Below are 13,225 nucleotides of genomic sequence, written 5' to 3'. Positions count from 1 at the left end.
CGCACCGCGCTGTCGCCCGCTCAGCCGCCGAAACGCTCGCGCAAGGCAGCACGGTGGCGTCGGCTGCAGGGGATGGTGGCACCGTCACGCATGGTCAGGCGGGCGTCGCCGGTATCCAAGGGCTCGATCTGGGCGAGGTAGTCGAGGTTGACGAAATAGCCGCGGTGCACGCGCACGAAACGCGCCGGGTCCAGCCGCTCCTCGATCGCCGCCATGGTGCTGCGCAGCGGGTAGTCGCGACCGTGCACATGCAGGTTCACGTAATTGCCCGAGGCCTGCAGCCATTCGACCTCGCTGGCATTGAGCAGGAATTCCCGCCCCAGCTTGCGCACCAGGAAGCGTTCGGGCCGCTCGACCGGTTCGGCCGGCTGCCCCTCGTCGGGGGCGGCCAGCAAGCGCGCCTCGCCCTGCCAGCGGATCAGCCACAGGCGCGACAGGCACAGCAGGGCGATGATGACGAAATAGGTGCGGATGTCCTTCAGATACTCGTAGCCGTAGTGCGCGCCGAACTGGTCGTGGGAACCGACCAGCGCGTAACAGAGCCGACGCAGCGCCACCATGCCGGTGACATGGATGAGGCTGAACGGGACCGTGGCCAGCAGGTGGCGCGGCAGGCTGTGCCGCCAGGTATCGACGCGGAACGGCCAACGGCGTTCCAGCGCGATCACGAACGGGATCAGCGCCAGGATCAGGAGGGCGCTGCTGAACTCCCACACCCAGGGTTTCCACGTGTCCACGTCGGGATGATCGGTCAGCGCAACCAGCGCATTGAATCCGGCGTTGAGGATGACCAGGGCCACCCAGAAGCCGACTTCGATGGGTCGCCGCCAGCGCTGGAAATCGTCGAAGCTGAGGCCGGGGCGTTCGTTCATCCGGCGATTCTACGCAAAGCCCCGCGACCCGTCCCCGCAGCCCTGCCGTCCGTCCCCGTGACGGGTCGATCCGTCACCTGGCGGGCGACAGCGCGGCCGGAGGCGCTGCAAGATGGAGCCCTCGACCCCACCATCGGAACGCCCATGAACCGCCGCGATCTGCTCAAGGCCGCTGTCGCCGCAACGCTCCTGCCCTTGGCGCTGTCGCCGGTCGCCCGGGCGCTGGCCGGTACCCGCAACCATCTTTCCCGACTGCTGCGCCGGGTGCGGCCGGGCGATCCGGCGTGGCCGGACGCCGACGCCTGGGAAACGCTGAGACAGCAGGTCGGCGGACGCCTGCTGAAACTGCAATCGCCATTCGCGCCGGGGGCGACTGCCGCTGCCCGGGCCGAGGCGCTGGCGCAGATCAAGAATCCGTTCTACGTCGGCGACAACCCCGCGCTGACCCAGACCAGCGGCTGGCTGGATGCCTGGGCCTCGCAGCCCAGCACGTACGCCGTGGCCGCCGAGAGCGCGGCCGATGTGGTCGCCGCGGTGAACTTTGCCCGTCGGCATCATCTGCGGCTCGTCGTGAAAGGCGGCGGCCACAGCTACCAGGGCACCTCGAACGCGCCCGACTCCTTGCTGGTGTGGACGCGGCACATGCACGACGTGACCCTGCACGACGCCTTCGTCGGCCACGGCTGCGCGGGCAAGCAGGCCGCACAGCCGGCGGTGAGCATCGGCGCCGGCGCGATGTGGATCGACGCCTACGACGCTGTAACCACCAGGGGCGGCCGCTACGTGCAGGGTGGCGGCTGCACCACGGTGGGCGTGGCCGGGCTGGTGCAGAGCGGCGGCTTCGGCAGCTTCTCCAAGCATTACGGCACCGCGGCGGCGGGCCTGCTGGAAGCCGAAGTCGTCACCGCCGACGGCCAGGTGCGCATCGCCAACGCCTGCACGAATCCGGATCTGTACTGGGGCCTCAAGGGTGGCGGCGGCGGCAGCCTTGGCGTGGTCACGCGCCTGACCCTGCGCACGCGCGAGCTGCCGGCGTTCTTCGGTGGCGTGTTCGGCACGATCGAGGCCACCACCGATGCCGCCTATCGCACGCTGATCGCCCGGGCGATCGCGTTCTATCGCAGCGACCTGTTCAATCCGCACTGGGGCGAGCAGATGGGCTTCAGCGGCCGCAAGTTGGAACTGAGCATGCTGTGCCATGGGCTGGACCAGGCGCAGATGGAAAAGGTCTGGGCGCCGTTCCTCGACTGGGTGAAGGCGCGCGCGGAATATCGCTACGCCGATCCGATGAAGATCTTCGCGATGCCGGCGCAGCACATGTGGGACGTGGATTTCATGCGCCAGAATGCGCCCGGCGTAATGGTGGCGGACAACCGGCCCGGCGCGCCGAAGCACCATGCCTACTGGGCGACCAATGTGGGGGAGGCGGCCTGGTTCCTGCACGCCTACCAGTCGGCGTGGTTGCCGGCCACGCTGCTGCACGAGGATCGCCAGGGTGCACTGGTCGATGCGCTGTTCGACGCCGCGCGCGAATGGAGCGTGGGCCTGCATTTCAACAAGGGCTTGGCCGGCGCGCCCGCGGCGGAAATCGCCGCAGCGAGAGACACCGCGACCAACCCGCAGGTGCTCGATGCGTTTGCGCTGGCGATCATCGCCGGCGGCGGTGCACCGGCCTTTCCGGGCATGCCGAAACCGGATCTGGCGAAGGCGCAGCGCGCCGCCGCCAGCATCGGCACGGCGATGGCCGCCCTGCGCAAGGTCGCGCCGAACGCGGGCGCCTACGTCTCCGAGAGCGATTACTTCCAGCGCGACTGGCAGGCCGCGTTCTGGGGCACCCACTACCCGAAGCTGCTCGCCGTGAAGCGCCGCTACGATCCTGACGGCCTGTTCTTCGTCCACCACGGCGTGGGCAGCGAGGGTTGGAGCGGCGAGGGGTTCGTGCGCAAGGATTGACCGGATATCGAGTTCAGAAGGGAAGACGAGGATGTAGGCCGAGCAGCTGTCTTAGTGATCTGAGGACAGCTTGCTTCGGCGGGCAAGCACTTCACCTCCCTCCTGGGGAAGATGGCGCGAAGCGATGGATGAGGGTTCGGGGTTCCCAGCGCGCGCTTCGGCCGCCCCTCGCCCCTACCCCTCTCCCGAGGGGAGAGGGGTTCAACACCTTCACGCGGCGCGTATGCACGCCGCTTCCTGTCCTCCAGTGACGCAGATGGCGTTCTTATGGCTTTTACGCCTGACTCAGAGCCCGTTGTTGTTGGCGGCGTCGGCGAACTGTTTCAGGTAATCCTCGAATGCACGCTGGTAGGCCAGTTGCCAGTTGGCTTCGCGAGCGACCTGGATGGAGTTGTGGCCGTATCCCTTCACGGTCACCTGGCGATGCCCCTGCGGGCTGTCGATCTTGAGCAAGGTGTCCAGCTTCGCCTCGATGCTGGCGCTCCAGAACCCGGGCGTGAACCACGCCCAAAATTGGCGGATGTCGACGCTGACATGTGGCGCACTCGCCGGGGCGCTGGCTGCATCCACGACGCTGTAGCCGCGGCTGGCAAATGCATTGGTCAACAACTGCCGGGTCACCGACTCCACGTTCTGGCCGGGCTTGAGCAGGATGTCGCCGAATGCCTTTCCGAAGCCGCCACGCTTGCGCGCGATGGCCTGCTTGCGTTGCGTTGCATCCAGCGCGTAGCTGGCGCCCTTCTTCAAAGATGGCGTGCTGGGGTCGTCCGGATCGGTTTCGAACACGCGCACGTCATGGATGGCGTCGATGACCACTGGTTTGCCGCCACTGACCACGGCCGAACCCGGCGATGGCACGTCGAGCGACATCCGGGTGCGCGTGGTTGCGCAGCCTGAGATGAGGGCAAGGACAAAGACGGCGACGAGGCCGTGAACGAGATGCTTCATGCGTTTTCCCCTGTAGCGATGATGTCGTGGATCTGAATGGAACGAAGGAGTTGTCGCAAATGTCGCGACGAAAGGGAAGCTGATGCTTGACTCTAGACCTTGATCCAAGGTCTAGACTATGCCCATGAACACGCAAGCCTCCTCCCTGACCATCGGTGCCGTCGCCAGGCGCGTCGGCGTGGCGATCGACACGATCCGTTATTACGAGCGCGAAGGGTTGTTGCCCGAGCCGCAGCGGCGTGCCTCCGGCTATCGCAGTTACGGCGAGGGCACGATCACGCAGCTGCGTTTCATCCGCCGTGCCAAGGATCTGGGCTTCACGCTGGAAGAGATCCGCGAGCTGCTGGCGCTGTCGGCAGATCGCCAGCGCGGGGTGAAAGCGGTGAAACAGCGCGCGCAGAAGCGGCTGGCGGCGATCGAGCAGCGCATCGCCGAGCTGCAGCGGGTGCGCGACGGCCTGGCGGAGCTGGTGGCATCGTGCCCGGGGCACGGCAAGCCGGAGCAATGCCCGATCCTGCGCGCGCTCAGCGGTGAGGAGGTGTCGCCATGAACGCGCATGCCTGCTGCCACGGCGGCGACGACACGCCTTCGGCGGTGATTGACCCGGTTTGCGGCATGACGGTCGATCCGGCCACGTCGAAACATCAGTCGATGCACGACGGGCAGGCCTTCCATTTCTGCTGCGGCGGCTGCAAGGCCAGGTTCGAGGCGGAACCGGCGCGTTACCTGGCCCAGCCTGCGGCGCACCATCATGACCCCGCCTCACACGGGGCTGCGCATGGCGCACACCTGGCGAAGGACCCGGTCTGCGGCATGAGCGTGGACCCGCACACCGCGAAGCACCGCGCCGACCACGACGGCCATCCGTATCACTTCTGCTCCGCGCGCTGCCGCGAGAAGTTCGTGGCCGACCCGGCCGCGTACCTGGGCGAACGCAAACCCGCGCCGGCCGTGCCTGCGGGCGTGATCTACACCTGCCCGATGCACCCGGAAGTGCAGCAGGTCGGCCCCGGCTCTTGCCCGAAATGCGGCATGGCGCTGGAGCCGATGATGCCCTCGCTGGACGAGGACGACGGCGGCGAGCTGCTGGCGATGACGCGGCGTTTCCGGTGGCTGGTGGCGCTGACCCTCCCGGTGTTTGCGCTGGCGATGGGGCCGCATCTGTTTGGCTGGCATCTGCCCGCGCCGTGGGATGGCGTGGCGGTGTGGGTCGAGGCGGTGCTGGCCAGCGTGGTGGTGCTGTGGGGCGGCGCGCCGTTCTTCGCGCGCGGCTGGCGCTCGCTGAAACCGTGGTCGCCGAACATGTACACGCTGATCGCGTTGGGCACCGGCGTGGCATGGTTGTACAGCGCGGTGGCGTTCCTGCTGCCGGGGATTTTCCCGGCGGGGTTCCGCGATGCGCATGGTCGTGTTGCGGTGTATTTCGAATCGGCAGCGGTGATCGTCACCCTCGTCACGCTGGGCGATTTCCTGGAGCTGCGCGCGCGGCGGCGCACCGGCGCGGCGCTCAAGGCGCTGCTGGGGCTGGCGCCGAAAACCGCGCGGCGGATCGCTGCCGACGGCAGCGAGGCCGACGTCCCGCTGGAGCAAGTGCAGGCCGGCGACGTGCTGCGCGTGCGCCCCGGCGAGAAGGTGCCGGTCGATGGCGTGGTGATCGAGGGCGAGAGCCATGTCGACGAATCGATGCTCACCGGCGAGCCGATGCCGGTGGTCAAGGCCAAGGAGGATGCGCTCACCGGCGGCACCGTGAATCAGGATGGCGCGCTGACCATGCGCGCGCAGAAGGTCGGCGGCGAAACCATGCTGGCGCAGATCGTGGCGCTGGTGGCGGCCGCGCAGCGCAGCCGCGCGCCGCTGCAGCGCGTGGCCGACAAGGTGGCGGCGTGGTTCGTGCCGGCGGTGGTCGTGGTGGCCGTGCTGGCGTTCGCCGCGTGGGCGATGGTGGGGCCGGAACCGCGCCTCACGCATGCACTGATCGCGGCGGTGTCGGTGCTCATCATCGCCTGTCCGTGCGCGCTGGGCCTGGCCACGCCGATCTCGATCATGGTGGCCAGCGGGCGCGGTGCGCAGCACGGCGTGCTGTTCAGGGACGCCGGCGCGATCGAAACCCTGCGCGGCATCGACACCCTGGTGGTGGACAAGACCGGCACGCTGACCGAAGGCAAGCCGGCACTGACCGAACTGGTGGTCCTCGGCAACCAGCCGCGCGAACACCTGCTGGCGCTGGCCGCCGCACTGGAGCGGCCGAGCGAGCATCCGCTGGCCCGCGCGATCGTCACTGCCGCCGAGGCCGAAGGCGTGGCGGCACCGGCGGCCACGGAGTTCCGCTCGCTGACCGGGCGCGGCGTCAGCGCGACGGTGGATGGCAGCACGGTGGCGCTGGGCAATGCCGGGCTGATGGCCGAGTCGCATGCCGCCATCGGCGACGATGCCAACGCTCGCGCGGAACAACTGCGCCAACACGGCGCCACGGTGATGTTCCTCGCCGTCGACGGCAGTCTCGCCGCGCTGCTGGCGGTGGCCGACCGCATCAAGCCGGACACGCCCGCCGCCATCCAGGCGCTGCATGCCGCCGGCCTGCGCATCGTGATGCTCACCGGCGACAACGCCACCACCGCGCAGTCGGTGGCGCGCACGCTGGGCATCGACGAGGTGCATGCCGACGTTTCGCCCGCCGACAAGGCCGCCGTGGTCAACGCGTTGCGCGCCGAAGGCCGTCGCGTGGCAATGGCCGGCGACGGCATCAACGACGCGCCGGCACTGGCCGCGTCCGATGTCGGCATCGCGATGGGCAGCGGCACCGACGTGGCGATGGAGAGCGCGCAGATAACGCTGGTGAAGGGCGAGCTCGGCGCCATCGTGCGCGCGCGCCGGTTGTCGCAGGCCACCGTGCGCAACATCCACCAGAACCTGTTCCTCGCCTTCGTCTACAACGCCGTCGGCGTGCCGCTGGCGGCCGGCGTGCTGTATCCGTGGTTCGGCATCACCTTGTCGCCGATGATCGCCGCGCTGGCGATGAGCCTGAGTTCGGTGTCGGTGGTGAGCAACGCGCTGCGGTTGCGTGGCGCGGGATTGTGAGGGCAGTGCCGGCTGTCTGATCGGTGCGTTCCTGCGCCGGGTTCGGCGACAATGGGCGACCCCTTCGCCTGTTCATCGAGTAACCCGTTCATGCCCCGCACCCTCGCCGAGTGGTTGAGCTATCAGGATCGCGTCAACCTGCACACCATCGAACTGGGGCTCGATCGCGTGCGCGAGGTATGGCAGCGCATGGGCGCGCCACGGCCGGCGCCGCGGGTGATCACCGTGGCCGGCACCAACGGCAAGGGTTCGACCGTGGCGCTGCTGGAGGCGATGCTGAAGGCTGCCGGTTGGCACGTCGGCGCCTTCACCTCGCCGCATCTGCTGGCCTACAACGAGCGCATCGGCATCGACGGCGTGCCGGTCACCGATGCCGCGCTGATCGAGTCGTTCGAACGCATCGAGGCGGCGCGCGCGGAGATTCCGCTGACCTATTTCGAGTTCGGCGCGCTGGCGGCGGTGGACTTGTTCGCCCGCGCCGGTGTCGACGTGGCGGCGCTCGAAGTGGGGCTGGGCGGCCGACTCGACGCGGTCAACATCATCGATGCGGACGTGGCCGTGATCACCACCGTGGATCTGGACCACATGGAGTGGCTGGGCCCCGACCGCGACAGCATCGGCCGCGAGAAGGCCGGCATCGCGCGCCGCGGTCGGCCGGCGATCGTGGGCCAGCTCGATCCGCCCGATGGCCTGCTTGCAGCGCTGGCCGAACGTGGCGCGCAGGTCGAGCGCGCCGGCATCGATTTCAGCGTGGAGCGCCACGAGGACGGCTGGCGCTGGCGCCATCGCGACGGCAGTGCGATGGAGTTGCCCGATCCCTATCTCGCCGCGCCGGTGCAGCACGCCAACGCCGCCGCCGCGATCGCCGCGTTGCATGCACTGGGCGACGAGGCGTTCTCGCCCAGCACCCTGTTCGCCGCGGCCAGCGCCGGCCTGCACGACGTGCGGATCGCGGCGCGACTGCAGGCGCTGGGCGGCGAGCCGCCGGTGTTCGTGGACGTGGGCCACAATCCGCAGGCCGCGCGGGCGCTGGCCGAGTGGCTGGACGCATCGGCGCATGGCGCAGTGCATGCCGTCTATGGTGCGCTGGCCGACAAGGACGTGGCCGGGGTGATCGGCGCGCTGGGTGCGCGCATCGCGCACTGGCATCTGGCCGGGCTGGAGCAGGTTTCGCCGCGTGGCATGGACGTGGCGGCGCTGTCCGAGAAGCTGAAAGCCACCTTGCCGCAAGCATCGTTCGACGCCCATCCCGACGTGGCTGCCGCACTGGCTGCGGCACGCCAGGCCACGCAGCCGGGCGACTGCATCCTGGCGTTCGGCTCGTTTTTCGTCGCCAGCGCGGTGATGGCTGAACATGCGCCGTGAGCCGCCGCATGGCGCCGGGCGCCGGCAGGTATAATCGCCATATTGCGCATCGCGTTCGCCGCCTGGGAGCGAAAACTTGAAAACACGCCTGCTGGGAGCTGCCGTCCTGATAGCGTTGGCGGTCATCTTTGTGCCGATGTTCTTCACCGACAGCCCGCCCACCCCCGGCGGTGACCGCTCGGTGAGCCTGGCCATTCCGCCTGCGCCCGACCGCGACCTGCAAACCAGGACGATGAGCCTCGACCCGTCCGCCGCCGCCAGCGTGCCGGCCGGCGCGGCGACCGCCGCGGCGTCGGGCGACCGCATCGCCACGGTCACCATCGACTCGAACCGCCCGCGCGACGTGGAACTCGACCCCCAGGCAGGCCGGACGCCCGCGCCGACCACGGTGACGACCGGCAGCGGCACCTCGCCGGCGCAACCGGTGATCCCGCAGCGCGACACGGGTGCCGCGCCGATGCCGAAAGCCACGGTCGCAGCGAAACCCGCGCCGGCCAGCGAGCCGACCCGGCCGGCGGCCAAACCGGCCGAGCCGACGCCCGCACCCGCGCTGGCACCGGTCGCGGCGGCTGCGGCACACGGCAGCTACACGATCAACCTCAGCGCCTACGCCAGCGCCAGTGGCGCGGCAAAGTTGCAGAGCCGGGTGCGCGCATTGGGCTACCCGGTATCGGGCCGCGTGATCACGCGGGCCGGGCAGTCGCGCACGCTGGTCACCGCCGGTCCATTCGAAACGCGCACGGCCGCCGAGGCGGCGCGCCTGAAGATCACCCAGGCGATTCCCGGCGTGCCGGCCAAGGTGGAGCAGGACGGCGATGCCGCGGGGACGTCCACGAGCACCACGCCGACGGCCACCCATGCCGCCAGGGCCGGCGGCTGGGCGGTGCAACTGGCGGCGGTGAGCAGCCAGGCCGACGCGACCGCCCTGCGCGACAAGTTGCGCGCGGCCGGCTTCGACGGTTTCGTCGACTCTGTGCAGTCCGGTGGCCGTACCCTGTGGCGCGTGCGCGCCGGCCCGCAGACCCAGCGTGCCGATGCCCAGCGCGTGCACGACCAGATCAAGGCCAAGCTGGGCATCGACGGCAATGTCGTTTCGGTGCCCTGAACGACACCGCGGCCGCGGTGATGAAGGTACGCCGGCGACGCGGTCATATGCCGGGCGCGGCGTCCGCGCGAGCCGGTTGAACGGATGAACTGGCTCGACGGAATCATTCTGGCCATCCTTGCGCTGTCGGTGCTGATCGGCCTGATGCGCGGACTGGTGGCGGAGGTGTTGTCGCTGGCCACCTGGATCGCCGCCTTCTGGATGGCGGCGGTGTTCGGGCCGGATGTGGCGGCCTTGTTCCAGAATTCGATCTCGCTGCCCATGGCGCGGATCGGACTCGGCTACGCGATCTGCTTCTTCGGCATCCTGTTGCTGGGCATGCTCGTGCGCTTCGCCGCCCGGCGGCTGATCTGGAGCACCGGCCTGACCGGCGTGGATCGCGTGCTGGGCGTGTTGTTCGGTTTCGTGCGTGGCGCGCTGGTAGTCACCATCCTGGTGTTCCTGGTAGGGCTCACCGCGGTGACGCGCGAGCCGTGGTGGCAGCAATCCGTGCTGTTGCCGCAGTTCCAGGTCGCCGCGGCGTGGCTGGGGCAGAACATCCCGGCCAGCGTGGGCGATCACCTGCATCCCGATGCAGTGCTGGACAAGCTCAAGTCGGCGCCGGTGCTGCCGCACGGGCCGGCCGGCTCGTCGACAGCGCCGAGCCTGCTCGAGCGCGTGGCTCCGGCCGAACTGCTCAAGCGGGTGGACGGCTTGAGCGAGCGGCTGCACGCCCCCATTTCCGGACGGCAAGGCGCTCCCGCTGCGCCGGCCAGCGCCGCCAGCACGCCGCCGCCCGCGCGGCAACCATAGAATCAGCATTCCCGAAACAGGCCATCCATCATGTGCGGAATCATCGGCATCGTCGGTACCACGGAAGTGGCGTCGGCGCTTTATGACGGCTTGACGGTGCTGCAGCATCGCGGCCAGGACGCGGCCGGCATCGCCACGGTCGAGGGCTCGCGCCTGCGCCTGCACAAGGGCAACGGCCTGGTGCGCGACGTGTTCGGCCAGCGGGCGATGGGCGAGTTGCGCGGGCGTATCGGCATCGGCCATTGCCGCTATCCCACGGCCGGTTCGGAAGGTTCGGCCGAGGCGCAGCCGCTGTACGTCAATTCGCCGTATGGCATCGCCTTCGCGCACAACGGCAACCTGGTCAATACCGACGCACTGCGGCGCGAGATGTTCGAAGGCGACCGTCGCCACATCAACACCGATTCCGATTCCGAGGTGCTGCTCAACGTGCTCGCGCACGAGCTGCAGATCCAGGACCGCATGGAGCTGACTCCCGACCACATCTTCAAGGCCGTGGCCGGCGTGCATGCCCGAGCCCGCGGCGGCTACGCCTGCATCGCGCTGCTGCTGGGTTACGGCCTGGTGGCGTTCCGCGACCCGCACGGCATCCGACCGCTGGTGCTGGGCGAGCGCGTTACCGCCGAAGGGCACGAGTACGCCGTGGCCTCCGAATCGGTGGCGCTGGACGTGCTGGGTTTCAAGCGGTTGCGCGACGTGATGCCGGGCGAGGCGGTGATCATCACCGACCAGGGCCAGTTGCACAGCCGCCGGTGCGCCGAGGGCGCGGTGCACACGCCGTGCATTTTCGAGTACGTCTACCTGGCGCGGCCGGACTCGATGATCGAGGACGTCTCGGTATACAAGGCGCGTCTGCGCATGGGCGAGAAGCTGGCCGCGAAGATCCTGCGCGAGCGCCCCGACCACGGCATCGACGCGGTGATCCCGATCCCCGACACTGCGCGCACCGCCGCCAGCGCGCTGGCCGGCGTGCTCGGCGTGCCGTTCCGCGAGGGCTTCGTCAAGAACCGCTACATCGGCCGCACCTTCATCATGCCGGGGCAGGGCGAGCGGGTGAAATCGGTGCGCCGCAAGCTCAACGCGATCGACCTGGAGTTCAACAAGAAGAATGTGCTGCTGGTGGATGATTCCATCGTGCGCGGCACCACTTCGAAGCAGATCATCCAGATGGCGCGCGATGCCGGGGCGAAGAACGTCTACTTCGCCTCCGCCGCTCCGCCGGTGCGCTACCCGAACGTGTACGGCATCGACATGCCCTCGACCAGCGAGCTGGTCGCTGCCGGTCGCACCGAGCAGGAAGTGGAGAAGCTGCTCGGCGCCGACTGGCTGATCTACCAGGACCTCAAGGATCTCGAGTGGTCGGTGCGCGACGGCAACGCGAACCTCGAGCACTTCGATACCTCGTGTTTCTCCGGCGAATACGTCACCGGCCTGGACGACCAGTACCTGGAACAGATCCAGATGCTGCGCTCCGACGACGCCAAGGCTGCGCGGCGCGCCGTGTAAACCGCAGGAGCGCACTTGTGCGCGATGCTTTTCTGCCGGGATTCGGGAAAAGCGTCGCGCACAGGGTGCGCTCCTGCAGGGAAACCCATGTCCGATCTGCATGCCGCCGCCAAAGCCTGCCTTGACGCCAGCGAGCCCGACGAGAAGTTGCGTCTGACGCGTGAGACGTGGCGCGCCTTCGAGCGCGGCGAATTGCAGGCCGATGCGTCATCGCCTGCGCCCGAACCGATCGGTCCGCCGGGTCGCCCCGAGCGGCCGCGGCTGGTCAATGCGCGTCAGCTGCCGCAGCGCGGGCTGGGCAGTGCCGAAGGCCGCATTGCCCTGGTGCATGCGGTGGCGCACATCGAGTTCAACGCGATCAACCTCGCCTGGGACGCGGTCTACCGCTTCCGCGGCAAGCCGCACGACTATTACCGCGACTGGGCCAGCTGCGCCCACGACGAAGCGCGTCACTTCGCGATGCTGTCCGCGCGGCTGGGCGAGCTGGGCCACGCCTACGGCGATTTCGACGCCCACGACGGCCTGTGGCAAATGGCCGAGAAAACTGCCGACAGCGACACCGCGCGCATGGCCTTGGTGCCGCGCGTGCTGGAAGCGCGCGGGCTCGACGTCACCCCCGGCATGATCGAGCGCCTGCGCCAGCTGGGCGACGAGGGCACCGTCGCCATCCTGGAAGTCATCCTGCGCGAGGAAGTTGCCCACGTCGCCGCCGGCACGCGCTGGTATCTGCATTGCTGCGAGCGCGACGGTATCGAGCCGGTGGAAACGTTCTTCGGATTGATCCGCGACTACATGGGCGTCGACCTGCGCGGGCCGTTCAATCGCCCGGCGCGGATCGAGGCGGGGTTCACCGCGCAGGAACTGGACAGGCTCGCCAGTCTCGCCGCAGGCCTGCACAAAGATCGCGAACCGGTCGAACCGTCAGCGACGCGCAACCGGGCGTAACGCTCAACGTCCGGGCACTTGTGGACCCGGCGGTATCGACGGAATCACCTCCGCTGGTGCCGGCGAGTTTGGGACGATTTGCTGCTTCGCTTCCGTCCAGGCGGCGCTGCTTTCCATGATCGAGGTGCGCGTTGCGCCGGCGGTTTGCACATGCGCCATTCGCGCAGGCAAGCTGTCCTGCAGCGCGAATGCACGCTCGCCATCCCCGCTCAACGCGACCTGATCAATCCGTTCCAGGCCCTCGCGGCGTGCGGTCACGGTGAGCGCCGCGGCGAGATTCCTGCTGCGCGTATCGGAGTGTCGGCTGAGCTGTGCGTCGATCCGGCGCACTCCCGCCAGCGCCTGCTGGTACAGCGTGTGACCCGGGTGGCGCAGTTCGTCCAGCGGAATGACGGCGACGCGGTCCCTGTGCCGCAAGGCAAGATCGAGCGCGCGCTGCGTCCGCGCTCCGACCTTGCCGTCGACGACAAGCTGATGATCGCGTTGGAAGGCTTTGTGTCCCTTCCCGGATCGGCCATATAAAGCGAAGGGCTAGGTTGAATATGGTCGGCGACGGTCGACCAGGGTCGGAGCCTAGGGGAGAGCCGCCGGGAAACCGGTGCAGGGACCCCCGACCCGCCCAGATTGTTGGGGTGAACCCTGCGTAGCGACGCCGATCAGC

General features: G+C 68.8%; 11 protein-coding genes. 8 read left to right on the top strand and 3 right to left on the bottom strand.

Going from position 1 to position 13,225, the window contains the following annotated elements; genetic code table 11:
• Positions 1-20 precede the first annotated feature (20 nt).
• Positions 21-872, bottom strand: a complete 852-nt coding sequence (locus ACVCMG_RS03920; RefSeq protein ID WP_395117649.1) for a LytTR family DNA-binding domain-containing protein — start codon at positions 870-872, stop codon at positions 21-23.
• Between the two features lie 144 nt (positions 873-1,016).
• On the opposite strand from ACVCMG_RS03920, the gene ACVCMG_RS03915 reads away from it, so the two are divergent.
• Positions 1,017-2,825: an FAD-binding protein gene (locus tag ACVCMG_RS03915; protein WP_447114920.1), complete on the top strand. Its 1,809-nt coding sequence runs from the start codon at positions 1,017-1,019 to the stop codon at positions 2,823-2,825.
• A gap of 285 nt (positions 2,826-3,110) precedes the next feature.
• On the opposite strand, the gene ACVCMG_RS03910 is transcribed toward ACVCMG_RS03915, so the two are convergent.
• The gene (locus ACVCMG_RS03910; protein ID WP_447114919.1) at positions 3,111-3,773 is read right to left on the bottom strand and encodes a YajG family lipoprotein; all 663 of its coding nucleotides are present in this window, start codon (positions 3,771-3,773) and stop codon (positions 3,111-3,113) included.
• 124 nt (positions 3,774-3,897) lie between these two features.
• Here ACVCMG_RS03910 and ACVCMG_RS03905 point away from each other — a divergent pair, with 124 nt between their 5' ends.
• The 7 genes from ACVCMG_RS03905 (at position 3,898) to ACVCMG_RS03875 (ending at position 12,564) form a co-directional block, all read left to right on the top strand.
• The gene (locus tag ACVCMG_RS03905) at positions 3,898-4,323 is read left to right on the top strand and encodes a heavy metal-responsive transcriptional regulator (RefSeq protein ID WP_447114918.1); all 426 of its coding nucleotides are present in this window, start codon (positions 3,898-3,900) and stop codon (positions 4,321-4,323) included.
• Positions 4,320-6,851, top strand: coding sequence for a heavy metal translocating P-type ATPase (locus tag ACVCMG_RS03900; protein ID WP_447114917.1), 2,532 nt, complete (start codon positions 4,320-4,322; stop codon positions 6,849-6,851). The genes ACVCMG_RS03905 and ACVCMG_RS03900 overlap by 4 nt, the downstream gene beginning before the upstream one ends.
• A 90-nt stretch (positions 6,852-6,941) precedes the next feature.
• On the top strand, positions 6,942-8,216 hold the full coding sequence (gene folC, locus ACVCMG_RS03895; protein ID WP_447114916.1) for a bifunctional tetrahydrofolate synthase/dihydrofolate synthase: 1,275 nt from the start codon (positions 6,942-6,944) through the stop codon (positions 8,214-8,216).
• Positions 8,217-8,292: 76 nt separating this feature from the next.
• On the top strand, positions 8,293-9,321 hold the full coding sequence (locus ACVCMG_RS03890) for an SPOR domain-containing protein (RefSeq protein WP_447099174.1): 1,029 nt from the start codon (positions 8,293-8,295) through the stop codon (positions 9,319-9,321).
• Between the two features lie 84 nt (positions 9,322-9,405).
• The gene (locus ACVCMG_RS03885) at positions 9,406-10,113 is read left to right on the top strand and encodes a CvpA family protein (RefSeq protein WP_447114915.1); all 708 of its coding nucleotides are present in this window, start codon (positions 9,406-9,408) and stop codon (positions 10,111-10,113) included.
• Positions 10,114-10,143: 30 nt separating this feature from the next.
• Entirely contained in the window at positions 10,144-11,619 is a 1,476-nt protein-coding gene (gene purF / locus ACVCMG_RS03880) for an amidophosphoribosyltransferase (RefSeq protein ID WP_395117665.1), read from the top strand.
• 87 nt (positions 11,620-11,706) lie between these two features.
• Positions 11,707-12,564, top strand: coding sequence for a ferritin-like domain-containing protein (locus ACVCMG_RS03875; protein ID WP_447114914.1), 858 nt, complete (start codon positions 11,707-11,709; stop codon positions 12,562-12,564).
• 3 nt (positions 12,565-12,567) lie between these two features.
• Here the strand turns inward: ACVCMG_RS03875 and ACVCMG_RS03870 are convergent, their stop codons facing one another.
• On the bottom strand, positions 12,568-12,894 hold the full coding sequence (locus ACVCMG_RS03870; RefSeq protein ID WP_447115388.1) for an XVIPCD domain-containing protein: 327 nt from the start codon (positions 12,892-12,894) through the stop codon (positions 12,568-12,570).
• Positions 12,895-13,225 lie beyond the last annotated feature (331 nt).

Source organism: Rhodanobacter sp. UC4451_H18 (genome assembly GCF_052978225.1).
This window is presented reverse-complemented; position numbering and strand designations above follow the sequence as displayed.